The 16,723-nt window shown below is 58.4% G+C and carries 12 protein-coding genes; 8 read left to right on the forward strand and 4 right to left on the reverse strand.

Annotated features, from left to right (window positions below; genetic code table 11):
• Window positions 1-294: 294 nt before the first annotated feature.
• The 3 genes from JUI81_RS25590 to JUI81_RS25600 form a co-directional block, all read right to left on the reverse strand.
• Window positions 295-1,116 carry a peptidoglycan DD-metalloendopeptidase family protein gene (locus tag JUI81_RS25590; protein ID WP_204125299.1) on the reverse strand — a complete coding sequence of 274 codons (822 nt, stop codon included), beginning with the start codon at window positions 1,114-1,116 and terminating at the stop codon, window positions 295-297.
• Window positions 1,117-1,119: 3 nt separating this feature from the next.
• Window positions 1,120-2,499, reverse strand: a complete 1,380-nt coding sequence (xseA, locus tag JUI81_RS25595) for an exodeoxyribonuclease VII large subunit (protein ID WP_204125300.1) — start codon at window positions 2,497-2,499, stop codon at window positions 1,120-1,122.
• A 73-nt stretch (window positions 2,500-2,572) separates the two neighbouring features.
• Window positions 2,573-3,469: a LysR family transcriptional regulator gene (locus JUI81_RS25600; RefSeq protein WP_028939194.1), complete on the reverse strand. Its 897-nt coding sequence runs from the start codon at window positions 3,467-3,469 to the stop codon at window positions 2,573-2,575.
• A 100-nt stretch (window positions 3,470-3,569) separates the two neighbouring features.
• On the opposite strand from JUI81_RS25600, the gene JUI81_RS25605 reads away from it, so the two are divergent.
• The 5 genes from JUI81_RS25605 (at window position 3,570) to JUI81_RS25625 (ending at window position 11,181) form a co-directional block, all read left to right on the forward strand.
• Window positions 3,570-4,337, forward strand: coding sequence for a sulfite exporter TauE/SafE family protein (locus JUI81_RS25605; RefSeq protein WP_028939195.1), 768 nt, complete (start codon window positions 3,570-3,572; stop codon window positions 4,335-4,337).
• An 86-nt stretch (window positions 4,338-4,423) separates the two neighbouring features.
• On the forward strand, window positions 4,424-4,972 hold the full coding sequence (locus JUI81_RS25610) for a hypothetical protein (protein ID WP_018927051.1): 549 nt from the start codon (window positions 4,424-4,426) through the stop codon (window positions 4,970-4,972).
• Window positions 4,973-5,113: 141 nt separating this feature from the next.
• A complete protein-coding gene (gene guaB / locus JUI81_RS25615; protein ID WP_018927050.1) occupies window positions 5,114-6,583 on the forward strand; it encodes an IMP dehydrogenase in 1,470 nt (489 codons plus the stop codon).
• 99 nt (window positions 6,584-6,682) lie between these two features.
• Entirely contained in the window at window positions 6,683-8,260 is a 1,578-nt protein-coding gene (guaA, locus tag JUI81_RS25620) for a glutamine-hydrolyzing GMP synthase (protein ID WP_204125301.1), read from the forward strand.
• Between the two features lie 200 nt (window positions 8,261-8,460).
• The gene (locus JUI81_RS25625) at window positions 8,461-11,181 is read left to right on the forward strand and encodes an AAA domain-containing protein (RefSeq protein WP_204125302.1); all 2,721 of its coding nucleotides are present in this window, start codon (window positions 8,461-8,463) and stop codon (window positions 11,179-11,181) included.
• 117 nt (window positions 11,182-11,298) lie between these two features.
• On the opposite strand, the gene treR is transcribed toward JUI81_RS25625, so the two are convergent.
• On the reverse strand, window positions 11,299-12,003 hold the full coding sequence (gene treR / locus JUI81_RS25630; protein WP_019581045.1) for a trehalose operon repressor: 705 nt from the start codon (window positions 12,001-12,003) through the stop codon (window positions 11,299-11,301).
• 237 nt (window positions 12,004-12,240) lie between these two features.
• On the opposite strand from treR, the gene treP reads away from it, so the two are divergent.
• From treP to JUI81_RS25645, 3 genes are all read left to right on the forward strand, one after another.
• Entirely contained in the window at window positions 12,241-13,683 is a 1,443-nt protein-coding gene (gene treP / locus JUI81_RS25635) for a PTS system trehalose-specific EIIBC component (protein ID WP_028939197.1), read from the forward strand.
• 41 nt (window positions 13,684-13,724) lie between these two features.
• On the forward strand, window positions 13,725-15,374 hold the full coding sequence (gene treC / locus JUI81_RS25640) for an alpha,alpha-phosphotrehalase (RefSeq protein WP_204125303.1): 1,650 nt from the start codon (window positions 13,725-13,727) through the stop codon (window positions 15,372-15,374).
• Between the two features lie 93 nt (window positions 15,375-15,467).
• Complete coding sequence (locus tag JUI81_RS25645; RefSeq protein WP_026331842.1) at window positions 15,468-16,691, forward strand: carbohydrate porin; 1,224 nt, start codon at window positions 15,468-15,470, stop codon at window positions 16,689-16,691.
• Window positions 16,692-16,723 lie beyond the last annotated feature (32 nt).

Consider the following 16,723-nt stretch of genomic DNA (forward strand, 5'->3'; position numbering starts at 1 on the left):
ATTCAGCCTGGCAGTCGTGCACTGACGAGGCACAGGCTGCGGTGCTGGCGGAGCTGAATGAGGGTGTGAGAGGTTTTCATGTCTTCAACCCTAACCGCGGGGGGAAAGGATGGCAAGCAGTCGAAAAACTTTGAGAGGAATAGTCGAAAAATATAGTTTGTCGCGATTTTATTGCTTGGAATGGCAGCGATTGTTTTTATTTTTGCGAGAGGTTTGAGTGATGCGCAATTGGAGGTTGGCGGTGTAGTTCAGGTCAGCGGCGCCCGCGAAGAGGCCATCAACCTCAACCACTGCTTATGGCTGAAACGCACCAATGAAAATCGCCGGGTCCACCCGCGCATCGTTCAAGCTGACGTTCCAGTGCATATGCGGCCCGGTCGCGCGGCCAGTTGAGCCGACTTTCCCGACCACCTCACCACGCGCCAGTTGCTGGCCGACTTTCACGTCGATCTTCGACATGTGGCAGAACATGCTGATAAAGCCCTGGCCGTGGTCGACGAACACCGTATTGCCGTTGAAGAAGTAATTCCCGATCAGGATTACCTTGCCGGCGGCCGGGGTTTTGATCGGCGTGCCGGCGGGCACTGCAAAGTCGAGGCCCGCGTGGGGATTGCGTTCTTCGCCATTGAAGAAGCGGCGCACGCCGAACTTGCTCGACAACGGCCCATTGACCGGTTTGTCCAGCAACAGGTTGCTTGGGGTATTCGGGCTGAAGCTGCGGTAGGCACGGATCTGCTCGGCCAACTCGCCTTCGATGCGCTTGAGATTTTCCGGGTTCGGATTGACCTGCTGCGTATTCTTCAGGGTGATGTGCTGTTCCGGGTATTTCTTGTTGCCGACGGTGAAGCTCAGGTTGCGGCCACCGCTGCTCAGCGACTGGCTGCCCGGTTTGACCGTCAGCGGCACGCCGACGATGGCCAGCCAGTTGTTCTGTTCCTTGACCACCAGTACCGGTCTGCCTTGATAGCTGGCTTTTGGCGCCTGGGCAGAGCTGCCCAGATCCACCACGGCTACGCCACCCGGTACCGGTTTGTTCAACAGACGGGTGATGTAACTGTCGGCATGGGCGTTGAAGGTCAGGCACAGCAATAGCAGCGGAGCGAAAAAACGCGGCATGGATCAATCCAGTAAAGAAAGGGTGACAGGTGTCAGGTGATTGTCTTCGACCCGCACTTGCAGCTCGCCTTCGCCCAGTTTGGCTTTCAGGCGCTGGCCGGTGTGGGTTTGCGCGGCGCTGCGGATCGCGTTGCCGCGCTCGTCCAGCAGAATGCTGTAGCCACGAGCGAGGGTCGCCAACGGGCTGACCACATGCAGCGTCTGCATCTGACTTTGCAATTGCAGGCGACGGGATTTAAGCCCTTCGCGCATGGCCCGAGGCAGGCGCTCGGCGAGGCTGTCGAGGCGCTGGCGAAGCATCGCCAGTTGTCGCCCGGGATGCTGCCCGGCGAGACGGGTTTCCAGACGGATCAAGCGTTCGCGACGGGTATTGAGGCTACGTTCGAAGGCGCGGCGCAGGCGCATGTCCAGATCATCCAGGCGTTGCGCTTGCTGACGCAGGCGTTCACCGGGATGGCGCAAGCGGCGAGAGATGCCTTCCAGACGCAGCCGATCGCGCATCAAGCGGTCACGCATGCGCATCACCAGTCGTCGGTGCAGGCTTTCGACCCGACGCACCAGATCGCTGGAGTCCGGCGCCAGCAGTTCGGCGGCGGCGGACGGCGTCGGCGCGCGAACGTCGGCCACGAAGTCACTGATCGATACGTCGGTTTCATGGCCGACGGCGCTGACGATCGGCGTCACGCAGGCGTCCACGGCGCGGGCCACGGCTTCTTCGTTGAAACACCAGAGGTCTTCCAGCGAGCCGCCGCCACGGGCCAGGATCAACGCATCGAAACCACGGGCGTCCGCCAGCTTCAGCGCACGGACAATCTGTGCGGTGGCTTCGCGGCCTTGTACTGCGGTGGGGATCAGCGTCAGTTGCACCTGCGGCGCACGGCGGCGGAATACGCTGATGATGTCGCGGATCACCGCGCCGGTGGGCGAGCTGATGATGCCGATGCGTTGTGGATGTGCCGGCAGCGGCACTTTGCGTTCGGCACTGAACAGGCCTTCGGCGCTGAGTTTTTCCTTCAAAGCATCGAAGGCCAGACGCAGGGCGCCATCACCGGCCGGCTCCACGGTGTCGAGAATCAGTTGGTAGTCACCACGGCCTTCAAACAGCGAAACCTTGCCACGAACCTTGACCGCCAGGCCATCCTTCAGCGCCTGGCGAACCCGCGCGGCGTTCTGCCGGAACAGTGCGCAACGCACCTGGGCGCCGCTGTCCTTGAGGGTGAAGTACACATGGCCGGACGCCGGGCGGGCGAGGTTGGAGATTTCGCCTTCGACCCAGATGTTGCTGAACACGTCTTCGAGCAACACCCGCGCGCGGCCGTTGAGCTGGCTGACAGTCAGGACTTCCCGGTCCAGGCCGAGTCTTGCAAAGGGATCTTTAATCATGGGGCGCAGTTTAAAGGCATTCGGCGATCAATCTCCATGAGCCAGTGTAAATCCCTTGTGGGAGCGGGCATTGCTACGGCAATCGAGTGAAGTGTTCAACGAATTGCTGAACCAGCGCGGTGGGATCTTGCCGGCAGGCGAGGGCGACGGTGCTGTGGCAATCCGGATCGGCCAAGGGGAGAAAATGGATATCCGGCGGCGCAATGTCCTGCATCGATTCCGGTAACAGCGCGATGCCGAACCCGGCCTGGATCAATTGCAGTTGCGTGGTTTTGCGTGACACCACCCGAGCCGCTTGGGGAAAGAACCCTTGGCGCATGCACAACTCGGCAGATAGATAGCTCAGGCCGCCACGCTGTGGATGAGGGATGGAAATAAACGCTTCATCCTTCAACCGTGCCAGATCGATGCCGTGTGCGGGCTTTTCCACAGCCAGCCGATGATTCGGCGGCACTGCCAGCAACAGACGCTCGCTGTACAGCGGAACAATCTGCACCCCTTCACGTTGACGCAGCACCGGCAGGCGCAACAGACCCACATCCAGGCGACCTTCGGCCAACTCTTCCAGTTGTGCCTCCGAGGACAGCTTGACGATGTCCATCGACACCCCGGCATGCAGATCCAGATAAACGCTGATCCCGCGCAGCAGTCGACCACTCATGGGTACGGTGCTGGAATGGCTCAGGCGCAAGACGCCCAGTTGACCAGTGCCCACTTGAGTGGCCATTTCGCTGGCCTTGGTCAGTTCGTTCAGCAGGTTTCTGGCCCGAGGCAAAAAGGCTTCACCCGCTGCCGTCAGGCGGGGCTGGCGGGCGGTGCGTTCGAACAGTGGCGTTTGCAGGCGGGTTTCCATGTCCTTGATCTGCCGGCTCAAGGCTGACTGAGCAATAAACAGTCGTTCGGCCGCTGCGCTGAAGCTGCCGCTCTCGGCGATTTCCACGAAGTAACGCAATTGGCGGGTTGAAAGCACCAGGTATGCCTTTTTGAGATGGGTGATCAATTTTGAAGATATTAGTCGCAACGCCCGGCGCTGGCTAAAGTCATCACAGGAATAAAAGGAAGCCGTGTCGATGAATGTGCTGGAGTTGTTGAGCCAATGGCCGTGGGGTGTGGTGGATTGGTTGGTGATCGGATTGGGTGTTGCCCTGGCCTACATCGTGTTCGGCATTGCCGGTTTTGGCACCGCGCTGGTGGCCGGGCCGATTCTGATTCTGTTCATGCCACTGTCGAAAATCGTGCCGCTGTTGGTGCTGCTGGATTTCGTCGCCGCGTTCGGCAATCTGCTGCCCTCGCGCCGAAATGTAGAGCGGTCCGAATTGCTGCGACTGCTGCCGTGCATGGCGGTGGGTTGCACGTTGGGGGTGATCTTTCTGCTGAACCTGAAATCCGATGTATTGCTGCTGTTGATGGGGTTGTTTATCAGCGCCTATGCGATTTACAGCTTGTGGATTAAAACCCGTCCGAGGCAATTGTCCGCGGGTTGGGCGGTGCCGATGGGCACGGTGGGCGGGATGTTCGGGGCGCTATTTGGCAGTGGTGGTTTTTTGTATGCGATCTATTTGAACAGTCGGTTGCCCAAGGACGAGGCCCGGGCCACCCAGAGTGCGTTGATCAGTTGCAGCACCGTGGTGCGTTTGAGCCTGTTTGCCGTCGCCGGTGTATATGCCGAGCTACCCTTGTTGGTATTGGCGCTGTGTTTGTTGCCGGCGATGGCGCTGGGGCTGTGGATCGGTCGGCGATTGATCATGAAATTGTCCCGCGAGGCTTTCGTGCGGCTGGTGACCTGGCTGGTGCTGGCCAGCGGGATTGCCTTGGTTGGGCGTTATTTGAGTACTTGACCGGATTTCGTCAGGGATTAAGCTGCCGGCCGCCCTGACAATCGGCGCACCGCAGCAACATCCATTTGACGCAGTAGGCTTGCACCATGAATTCGCAAAGCATCATTGTCCCGAAAATCTCCACACTGCCGGTACACGAACCCCGGGCCCGGGCGGTCGTGCGGTGGCTGGTGCGCAAGAACATCATTAAAGAAGAGCTGACCACCTGTGGCCGCACCGGCAATCACATGGCCCACGCCATCGCCGACGGCGCCCGCGCCGTGGTCCTGCACCCTGAAGCGCTGCCGTTCGGCGAGCCGATCAATGGGCTGGAGATCATCACCAAGCGTTGCATCTATACACCGGCCAAGGGTTTTCTCGAAGAAGCCGGCTGCGCCGAGTGCCGCAAGGAGATCGGCGAAGCGCTGTTCGAAAGCCTGGAAGACTGGATGCCGGGGCGCACCGATAACTTCACCTGCCCTGAGTGCGGGCATGAAGACGACATCAACGGCTTTCTGTTTTTGCAGGAATGCGGCTTTTCCAACCTGGGGTTCATCTTCAACAATTGGCTCGAGGCCGGGTTCAAGCAGGACTTTATCGATGAGTTTGCCGATTGGCTGGATCAGCCCGTGAGTTGGGTCAAAGTCGAACTCTAAATGCCGGCGTCGGTCCCCTATGGGGGACAATGTTTCTCCGTATGTCAGTAATGCCAATAATAGACAGAGTTTTACATTGAACCCGAGGGGGTGTCTGACTATAATGGCGCGCTTCCATTTTCCCGCTCGGGAGCCCCCGCGATGCTGCGTATCAGCCAAGAAGCTCTGACATTCGACGACATTCTCCTAGTGCCCGGTTATTCCGAGGTGCTTCCTAACGAAGTCAGTCTCAAGACCCGCCTTACCCGTGGCATCGAGCTGAATATTCCACTGGTTTCCGCCGCTATGGACACCGTTACTGAAGCCCGTCTGGCAATCGCCATGGCTCAGGAAGGTGGCATCGGCATCATCCACAAGAACATGACCATCGAGCAGCAAGCTGCCGAAGTGCGCAAGGTCAAGCGTTACGAAGCCGGTGTGGTCAAGGACCCGATCACCATCGAGGCCGATGCCACGGTGCGTGAACTGTTCGAACTGACTCGCCTGCACAACATCTCCGGCGTTCCGGTACTGCACGATGGCGACCTGGTCGGCATCGTCACTTCCCGTGACGTGCGTTTCGAAAACCGCATGGACGTCAGCGTCCGTGAAGTGATGACGCCTAAAGAGCGTCTGGTCACGGTCAAGGAAGGCGCCAACAAGAATGATGTGCGTGAATTGCTGCACAAGCACCGCATCGAGCGCGTGCTGATCGTCGACGACAAATTCGCCCTCAAAGGCATGATGACCGTCAACGACATCGAAAAAGCCAAGGCTTATCCGCTGGCCAGCAAGGACGATCAAGGTCGTCTGCGCGTTGGCGCTGCAGTCGGTACCGGTAAAGACACCGGTGACCGTGTAGCTGCCCTGGTCCATGCCGGTGTTGACGTGGTGGTGGTCGACACCGCCCACGGTCACTCCAAAGGCGTGATCGACCGCGTTCGCTGGGTCAAACAGAACTTCCCTGAAGTGCAGGTCATCGGCGGCAACATCGCCACCGGCGCTGCCGCCAAGGCCCTGGCCGAAGCCGGCGCTGACGCAGTCAAGGTCGGTATCGGCCCAGGCTCGATCTGCACCACCCGTATCGTCGCTGGTGTCGGCGTTCCGCAAATCAGTGCCATCGCCAACGTTGCCGCTGCCCTTGAAGGCACCGGTGTTCCGTTGATCGCCGACGGCGGCATCCGTTTCTCCGGTGACCTGTCCAAGGCCATCGTGGCCGGTGCCTCCTGCGTGATGATGGGCTCGATGTTCGCCGGTACTGAAGAAGCGCCGGGCGAGATCGAACTGTTCCAGGGCCGTTCGTACAAGGCTTACCGTGGCATGGGTTCGCTGGGCGCCATGTCCCAGGCTCAAGGTTCCTCCGACCGTTACTTCCAGGACTCCTCCGCGGGTGCCGAGAAGCTGGTTCCGGAAGGCATCGAAGGGCGTGTTCCTTACAAGGGCACCCTGAGCGCCATCATCCATCAACTGATGGGCGGTCTGCGTTCCTCGATGGGCTACACCGGCAGCGCCGATATCGAAGAAATGCGCACCAAGCCTGAGTTCGTGCGGATCACCGGCGCTGGCATGGCTGAGTCCCACGTCCACGACGTACAGATCACCAAAGAAGCGCCAAACTACCGCGTAGGTTGAAGCTTCAAGCAAATCGTTAAGCAACCGGGGCTGTTCTATTCAGCCCCGAGTTGTTTCTGAATCACGACTGTTTCTGAATTACTTAGACGAGACTGAATCATGGCCCTCGACATTCACGCTCACCGCATCCTGATCCTCGACTTCGGTTCCCAGTACACCCAACTGATCGCCCGCCGCGTGCGTGAAATCGGCGTTTACTGCGAACTGCATCCGTTCGACATGGACGAGGAAGCCATTCGCGAATTCGCACCAAAAGGTGTGATCCTCGCCGGCGGCCCCGAGTCCGTGCACGAAGCCGACAGCCCTCGCTGCCCGCAAGCGGTGTTTGACCTGGGCGTGCCAGTCTTCGGTATCTGCTATGGCATGCAGACCATGGCCGAGCAACTGGGCGGCAAGGTTGAAGGTTCCGACCTACGTGAGTTCGGTTACGCCCGTGTTGACGTGGTCGGCAAGAGCCGCCTGCTCGACGGCATCGAAGACCATATCGACGCCGATGGCCTGTTCGGCCTCGACGTCTGGATGAGCCACGGTGACAAGGTCACCAAGATGCCGGAAGACTTCCACGTCCTGGCCAGCACCCCGAGCTGCCCGATTGCCGGCATGTTCAACGATGACCGTGCCTACTACGGCGTGCAGTTCCACCCGGAAGTGACCCACACCAAGCAGGGCGGTCGCATCCTGTCGCGCTTCATCCTCGACATCTGTGGCTGTGAAGCCCTGTGGACGCCGTCGAAGATTGCCGAAGATGCCATCGCCCAGGTCCGTGCCCAGGTCGGCACCGACAACGTACTGCTCGGCCTGTCCGGCGGCGTGGACTCCTCGGTGGTTGCCGCGCTGCTGCACAAGGCCATTGGCGATCAGCTGACCTGCGTGTTCGTCGACAACGGCCTGCTGCGTCTGCACGAAGGCGAGCAAGTGATGGCCATGTTCGCCGAGAACATGGGCGTCAAAGTGATCCGCGCCAACGCCGAGGACCAGTTCCTCAACAACTTGGCTGGCGAGTCCGATCCAGAGAAGAAGCGCAAGATCATCGGCCGTACCTTCATCGACGTGTTCGATGCCGAATCCTGCAAGCTGGACAACATCAAGTACCTGGCCCAAGGCACCATCTACCCGGACGTGATCGAGTCGGCTGGCGCGAAAAGCGGCAAGGCGCACGTGATCAAGTCGCACCACAACGTGGGTGGCCTGCCGGAAGAAATGAACCTCAAGCTGGTTGAACCGCTGCGCGAGCTGTTCAAGGACGAAGTCCGTCGTCTGGGCCTGGAACTCGGCCTGCCGTACGACATGGTCTACCGTCACCCGTTCCCGGGTCCGGGCTTGGGCGTGCGGATCCTCGGTGAAGTGAAGAAGGAATACGCCGACCTGCTGCGTCGTGCCGACCACATCTTCATCGAAGAACTGCGCAAGGCCGACTGGTACCACAAGGTCAGCCAGGCGTTCGTGGTGTTCCAGCCGGTGAAATCGGTTGGTGTTGTCGGCGATGGCCGTCGTTACGCCTGGGTCGTTGCCCTGCGTGCCGTGGAAACCATCGACTTCATGACCGCGCGTTGGGCACACCTGCCTTACGAACTGCTGGAAACCGTCAGCGGCCGCATCATCAATGAAATCGAAGGCATCTCCCGCGTTACCTACGACGTGTCGAGCAAGCCGCCGGCGACGATTGAGTGGGAATAAGTTGAACGACAAGGGCGCTGAGAAGCGCCCTTGTCGCATCTGAAGGAAACGTTTACATCAGTCTGTTCGACGCACCAACTGGAAGCTGGTGCCCGGACAAAGGGTGATTTCAAAATAGTGTCAAACTTGTCGAATCAAAAGATTCGGACTCCGACAACATGGATGTGTACAGGCTTTGAACGGGCCTGCGTAAGGGATATATGGTTTCCATCAGCGTGCGCGGTATAGACAAGACCCGTCAGATCAACGACTGGACAATAAAGAGTGACGGGAGCGGTGGATTCTCGCTGACTTGCCACTTTCCCTCCGGCAAGAGTTTTCCTAGCCCGCTGGGTGACTGCGAGGTCGTTCCCACTCGAGAGGTGAAAGGCCAGCTTCTGCGAAAAAAAGGCAGCTCAGTGGTAAGCGCCGTTGAGAAAGCTGTGATCTACGGCGAGAAATATGCCGTCGTTCAGTATTCCTCAAGCGCGGCTAGTTACGTGTTCAAGATGGACTCTATCGAGCTTGTGACGCCGACGGACATGAAGGACGAGTCGACCTTCCGCTATTTCCATTCTGTGGCTACTGCCCGCGTCGATCATGCAGCGTCGACGGACAAGGAGATCGCCCAAAATGTGTTGCGCCAGCTCGACGCACTACCTCCCTGCGCGGATACGGCATTGCACGCCTACTGCAAGGGACACAATGGCAGGCAGGAGCAGGCGGGAAATTTCATCTTCCCTTTTGGCATCAATGAAAACCAGCTTGCAGCAGTCGAACGCGCGTTCGCATCGCAGATCAGTCTGATCGAAGGGCCTCCCGGCACCGGCAAGACGCAGACCATTCTGAATATCATCGCCAATCTGCTGTTGCGTGGAAAAAACGTGGCGGTGGTCTCCAACAACAATGCGGCCGTTGGGAACGTCTGCGAAAAACTGGGCAAGTCCGGGCTGGATTATCTGGTTGCCACGTTGGGTAGCAAAAGCAACCGAGAGGCATTCTTCGCCAACCCTGCCCCAAAACCATCGGCAGAGCCCGACGCCGCGCCCTCGATGGAGCGCATCCAGGGCGTGTTGCAACAGCTCAAGCGCTATCTGCATACCCGCAACGCGGTAGCCCAGCTGCAGATTGAAATCGCCGAGCTGGAGGTCGAGCGTCGCTATCTCTTGCAATGGCAGCAGGAAAACGCCGTGCAGGTGCTCGCTCTGGACAAGTACAAGCTCTCCCCGCAAAAGTCGGCCGACCTGATGGCCTACCTGACACATCTTGCGGGCAGGCACGTCAGGCTCAAGGACCGGATCGAGCTGCTGTTCAATTTCAGGATTGTGCGCACGAAACCATTCGATAACTGGGAAAAGCGCAAATCGGTGTTCTATGGCCTGCAGCTTCACTATTACGACAAAGCGCTGCTGGAAAGAAAAACCCTACTGGCCGCCCACCAGGAAACGTTGCGACTCGGCAATTACCAGGCGCTGCTGGATGAGCTGACGAGCGTTTCGATGAACTACCTGAAGCAGCACTTGCATCAGCATGTGCCAGACTCTGAACCCTTTGATGCCAAGTCTTACAAGCGCCAGTTCGATGGATTCGTGAAGCGCTATCCAATCATTTCCAGCAGCACGCACTCGATCGTCAACTCTCTCGCCAGTGGTGCCTTGCTTGATTACGTCATCATCGACGAGGCTTCGCAACAGGACATCATCCCGGGAATATTGGCGCTGGGTTGCGCGAAGAATCTGATCATCGTTGGTGATAGAAAACAGCTGGCACACATCCCGGCGCAACTGGGTTTACCTGCGCCCAAGGACTTCTACGATTGCGACAAGTACAGCCTGCTCGATTCGTGCATCGGAGTATTCGATGGTTCGATCCCGGTGACGCTCCTGAAAGAGCATTATCGCTGTCACCCGCGAATCATTCAGTTCTGCAATCAGCAGTTTTACGACAACCAGCTGGTTCCGATGACGCAAGACCTCGGGGAAAAACCGTTGTCGCTGCTCGTTACCGCCAAGGGTAATCACACTCGAAAGAACACCAATCTCAGGGAGCTGGATTCGCTGCTGGCAATGCTTGAGGGGGAGGGCGAGTGTGCATGGACGGGCGAAGACGGCAGGGGCTTCATCGCACCTTTCAGGGCACAGGCCACGCTCTCGGGTACGCTTTTGCCAGCGGATTTCGTCAAGGACACCGTGCACAAGTTCCAGGGCAGAGAGTGCGACGAAATTGTTTTTTCCACCGTACTGGACAAGAAGCGCGTACCCCAGGAACGTCTGGATTTCGTGGATGACCCACGCATGGTCAATGTGGCTGTATCACGGGCCAGGAATCGATTCACCCTGGTCACAGGGGATGATGTCTTCACGGCGAACAACGGGCATATCGCCGCGCTGGTGCGATACATCGAATACTACGCGGAACAAGGGCAGCTCCACCGCGCACCCGTGATATCAGCCTTCGACCTGCTCTACAAAGAATACGACCAATCGCTTGAGCGTCTTAACGCAAGACTTCGGCCGAATGACTCATCGTTCAAATCAGAACAGATAGTGGCGCAGCTACTTCGTGAAACGCTTGCTCAGGATGCCTACCGATCGGTGATGTTTCACACTCAGATTGAGTTGATACAACTGGTCTCGGTCGCCAATGAAGTTTTGACGGCACAGGAACTGGCGCTCATGAAAAACAAGGCCAGCTGTGATTTCGTGCTTTATTTCAAGGTAGGGAAAAAACCTCTGGGCGTCATCGAGGTTGATGGGGGCTCTCATGATGAGCCTGAACAGGCCGAACGAGATGCCCTGAAAAACAGCATTCTGCAAAAATGCAATATCCCGTTGCTGCGCTTGCGAACCATCGAGAGCCATATTGAAGAAAAGCTGGCGGCAGCTTTGGCTCAATGGACCAGCAGTGTTCATGATGAAAATCGCGAACTCTCGCCGGTTTAAATACTTTTATGGTTTTGATTGAATAATCAATTCGAGACTGAGGAATCCCGGCTGTCACTGATCGTCCGTGACACCCGGAAGGCCGTGTGAACGTGAGTTCATACGGCCTTTTGCGTTTCAGCGCCGGGCAATGTCGGAGAAGTAGAACTTATCCAGCGTATGCCGCGACTCGGTGTACTCGAATTGCCGCCCATCCTGCAGGAATGTCTGGTTACTGACCACAATCACATGGCTCTGGCCGTCGAGGTCCAGGTGTTGCTGGTCGTCCTTGCTGCGCGGCACCGCTTCGATGGTGCGCTGGGCGTAGGCGATCTGCAGTTGCAGGGTTTGCTCGATGAAGGCATAGATCGAGTGCTCGGCGATTTCGCGGGACAAGCCGGGAATTACGTCGCTAACGAAATGGTTGATGTCCAGGATCACGCGTTTGCCGTCGATCCGCCGCACGCGCTTGATCCGCGTGATCAGGCTACCTTCAGCCGCCTTGATGTGTTCGAGCAGCGGGCCTTCGAGGGGAATCTGGGTGAATTCGACCACTTCGGTGCTGACGTCGTTGCCCAGTCGCGGGTAGGTTTCCTGGAAGCTGACGATGCCGCCGAGCTGAAACTCGATCGGGTTGGTGGACAGCACGAAGGTGCCTTTTCCGTGGACTTTCTGGGCGAAACCGCGCTCCTGCAATTGCTCGATGGCCTTGCGCACGGTGCCGCGACTGGCTTGATAGCTGTCCATCAGTTCGGTTTCGGAAGGCAATCGGGCGCCGCGTTCCAGACGTTCGGTGGTAATGCTGGCAAGCAGATCGCTGTAGATCTGGTTGTATTTACTCATGGGGATGGCTCTGTGCCGCGTTGTGCTCAAGGTTTTGAACCTTAAGGGCAGGGTAGGGGTTTGTCCATGCGGCTTTGGGTTTCTTTGACTTCGGAGGTAGGAAATATCGCCGCCTGTCGGGTTCAGGATAAACAAAATCAAACTCGTCTGTACGAGTTATTGCTTTAACTCGTACAGACGAGTATTTTTCGCTTCGGCGTGCTGCCAATAACAAAAAACTACAGCGGAAGAACAAGCATGAGCCATGACTATCCGAACATCGTCACCGAGCTGCTGCATAGCCTCGGTGGCAGCGACAACCTCGAGCAGGCCGCGCACTGTGTCACACGGCTGCGCCTGGCCCTCAAGGACCCGAGCCTGGTCAACAGCGCCACGCTGAACCAGATCGATCTGGTCAAGGGTTCGTTCTATACCGGCGGCTTGTTCCAGGTGGTGATCGGCCCCGGCGAAGTGGAAAAGGTCTACGCCGAGCTGCGCCGACAGACCGGTCTCGCCGTCTCGACCATCGCCGACGTCAAACAGAAAAGCGCCGACAAGATCAACGCCATGCAGCGACTGGTGCGGGTGTTTTCCGATGTGTTCATGCCGATTCTCCCGGCGCTGATCATTGCCGGCCTGTTGATGGGCATCAACAACCTGATCGGCGCCAAGGGCATGTTCATCGAGGGCAAGACCCTGCTGGACGCCTATCCGACGCTGGACGGGCTCTGGAGCCTGATCAACCTGATGGCCAACACGTCCTTCGTGTTCCTTCCGGCGCTGGTGGGCTGGTCGGCGGCCAAGCGCTTTGGCGGCAGCGAAATCCTCGGCATTGTGCTCGGCCTGATGCTGGTGCACCCGGATCTGCTCAATGCCTGGAACTACGGCAAAGCGGTGGCCGGGCTTGAGGGGCAGAGCCTGCCGTACTTCGACATCCTCGGTGTGTTCCAGATCGAGAAAGTCGGTTACCAGGGGCAAATCTTGCCGATCCTGCTGGCGGCCTATGTGATGAGCGTCATCGAAAAGTGGCTGCGGGCGCGGGTGCCTAACGCGGTGCAATTGCTGGTGGTGCCGATCACCACCATCGTCGTCACCGGTGTGCTGGCGCTGGCGGTAATTGGTCCGGTGACCCGCCATCTGGGGATTCTCATCACTGAAGGCGTGGTCACCCTGTTCGACCTGGCGCCGATGGTTGGCGGGGCGATTTTCGGCCTGCTCTACGCACCACTGGTGATCACCGGCATGCACCACATGTTTCTCGCAGTCGACCTGCAACTGATCTCCACCCAGGGCGGCACGTTCATCTGGCCGATGATCGTCATGTCCAACCTCGCACAAGGCAGCGCGGCACTGGGGGTGTTCTACATGACCCGCAGTGTGCGGGACAAAAGCATGGCCTCGACCTCGGCGATTTCTGCCTACTTCGGCATCACCGAACCGGCCATGTTCGGGGTCAACCTGCGCTACAAGTTTCCGTTCTATGCGGCCCTGATCGGCTCGGCCCTGGGCTGCGTCTTCCTATCGCTGAACAAGGTCCAGGCCTCGGCGATCGGCGTTGGCGGTTTGCCCGGTTTCATCTCGATCATCCCGCAGTTCATCCCGATGTTCGTGGTCGGGATGGTGATTGCCATGGTCGTGCCGTTTGTTTTGACCTGCGGGTTGAGCATGAAGATTGTCCGGCCCGGGTATCGGGTCGCCTGATAGATCGCATTCGCCAGTACCTATTCAAAAAGGAATCCGCCATGCAAGACTGGCAACGTTCGGTGATCTACCAGATCTACCCGAAGAGTTTTCACAGCCACGCCGGCAACCCCACGGGGGATTTGCTCGGCGTCGTGGCCAAGCTCGATTACCTGCACTGGCTGGGTGTCGATTGCCTGTGGATTACGCCGTTCCTGCGTTCGCCCCAGCGTGACAACGGTTACGACATCAGCGATTACTACGCCATCGACCCGAGTTACGGGACCATGGCCGACTGCGAGTTGCTGATTGCCGAAGCCGCCAAGCGCGGGATCAAGCTGATGCTCGACATCGTGGTCAACCACACCTCGATCGAACACACCTGGTTCCAGCAGGCCCGCAGCAGCCTCGATAGCCCTTACCGCGACTTCTATATCTGGCGCGACCAGCCGAATAACTGGGAATCCAAGTTCGGCGGTTCGGCCTGGGAGTACGAAGCCCAGACCGGCCAGTATTACCTGCACTTGTTCGACCACACGCAGGCCGACCTGAACTGGGACAACCCCAGGGTGCGCGCTGAAGTCTTCAAGATGATGCGATTCTGGCGCGACAAAGGCGTGGGCGGTTTCCGTCTGGATGTGATCAACCTGATTTCCAAACCGGCGGATTTCCCTGAGGACAACACTGACGGTCGACGCTTTTACACCGATGGCCCGAACGTCCATGAGTACTTGCAGCAGATGCACCGCGAAGTGTTCGAAGGTCATGACCTGATCAACGTCGGCGAGATGTCGTCCACCAGTCTGGAACACTGCATTCGCTACTCGCGGCCGGAGTCGAAAGAGCTGTCGATGACCTTTAATTTTCATCACTTGAAGGTTGATTACCCGAACCTGCAAAAGTGGATTCGCGCCGATTTCGATTTCCTCGAACTCAAGCGCATCCTCTCCGACTGGCAGACCGGCATGCAGGCCGGCGGTGGCTGGAACGCGCTGTTCTGGTGTAACCACGACCAGCCGCGGGTGGTTTCGCGGTTTGGTGATGACGGCGAGCATCGGGTGGTGTCGGCGAAGATGCTCGGCACCGCGTTGCATTTCCTCCAGGGAACGCCGTTTGTGTATCAAGGTGAAGAGCTGGGCATGACCAATCCGGGGTTCGATCACATCGATCAGTACCGCGATGTCGAGACTCTGAACATCTTCCGGCTCAAGCGCGAGGCCGGTGCCAGCGACGCCGACAACATGGCGGCGATCATGCAGAAGTCCCGGGACAACAGTCGCACGCCGATGCACTGGAGCGCCGAGCCGAACGCCGGTTTCAGCGCTGTCGAGCCGTGGATCGGAGTGCCGGCCAATGCCGCGCAAATCAACGTCGCCCACCAACTCGACGACCCGGATTCGGTGCTGCATCACTACCGTCAGCTGATTGCCCTGCGCCGCAGTGAAGCGCTGATGTCCGATGGCGTGTACCGGCAGTTGTTGCCTGAACACACGCAAATCTGGGCGTACGTGCGTGAAGGCAATGGTGAGCGTTTGCTGGTGCTGAACAACTTCTATGGCACACCGTGCGAAGTTGATCTGCCGCCGGAGGTGATCAGCGAAGCGATGGCACAACGTCTGGTGATCAGCAATTACCCGGACTGTCCGCCACGGCATCGGCAGGTCTTTTTAAGGCCCTATGAGTCGTTCGTTCTGCACCTGACCAACATTTAAAAACACTGTTTCGAACAACACGCAGAACACTGCGCAGGGGAGTTTTGCGCGCCGGTTTTGCTGCATCACACAATAAAAATAATGAGGTGGTTCTTGAAAACAACAATAAATCGCAGTCTTGCAGTTGCGGGTGTGTGCCTTGGATTACCGTTCTCGGCCCAGGCGCTGGAGTTCGCCGGCTATTTGCGTAGCGGTGTCGGCACCTCGGTCAACAGCAGTTCGCAGTCGTGCTTTCAATTGCCGGGCGCGCAGTCCAAATACCGGTTGGGCAACGAATGTGAACAGTATGCTGAGCTGGAATTGCGTCAGGACCTGTTCACGCTGGACGACGGTTCGGTGCTCAGTGTCGACGGCATGGCTTCGCTGTATAACCAGTACGACCGCAACCTGACGTTCAATGGTGACAACGGCTCGGTGCGCATGCCGCAGCTGTATGCGCAATGGTCGAACATGCCCAGCCTCAATGGTGGTTCGCTGTGGGCCGGTCGGCGTTACTACAAACGTAACGACATCCATATTTCCGATTTCTACTACTGGAATCAGAGCGCCACCGGCGGCGGTATCGAAGACGTGCTGATCGGTGATCTGAAGTACAGCTACGCCTTCTCGCGCAAGGACAACCTGTACCAGAAGGACTACATCAACCGTCACGATTTCAACGTCTCCGGCTTCAACACCAACCCCGGCGGTGAGCTGGAGTTCGGCTTGAGCTACATCGACAAACCCGACAGCCGCGACGCTCATCGTGGCTGGGCGATCACCACCCAGCATGTGCAGAAAGGTTTTCTGGGCGGCAAGAACAAACTGGCCTTTCAGTACGGCGAAGGCCCCGGCACGGGGTTGGGCTATACCGGTAACGTGAAGCTGGACGACAGCAGTAAAAGCTATCGCGTGGTGGAGTTCTTCGACTGGCAAGTGACGCCGCGCTTCGGCGGGCAGGTCGAGGCGGTTTATCAGAAGGACATTCGCCCGGACGGCGCCGACCAGAACTGGATTTCCCTCGGGATTCGCCCGGCCTATGCGATCACCGAGCAAATCAAACTGGTGACCGAACTGGGCCACGATCAGGTCGAGGCCACCGGCGGCACGCGCAAACTGAGCAAGTTCACCATCGCCCCGACCTGGTCGCCCAAGGGCCCGGAATTCTGGGCGCGCCCCGAGGTGCGTCTGTATTACACCTATGCCAGCTGGAACGAGGCAGCCAAACGGGCGGCCAATGAACTGGCTGCAGGTTCGGCGTTATCCGACACCGGCGCCTTCGGCACGGCGCGGCATGGTTCGAACGTCGGATTGCAGGTCGAGTATTGGTGGAAATAAGCGATGCTGTCGGGGCCTCGCGCTCCATCGGC

It is taken from the genome of Pseudomonas sp. 008, assembly GCF_016861935.1.
In the GTDB taxonomy this organism is placed as follows: Bacteria; Pseudomonadota; Gammaproteobacteria; order Pseudomonadales; family Pseudomonadaceae; genus Aquipseudomonas.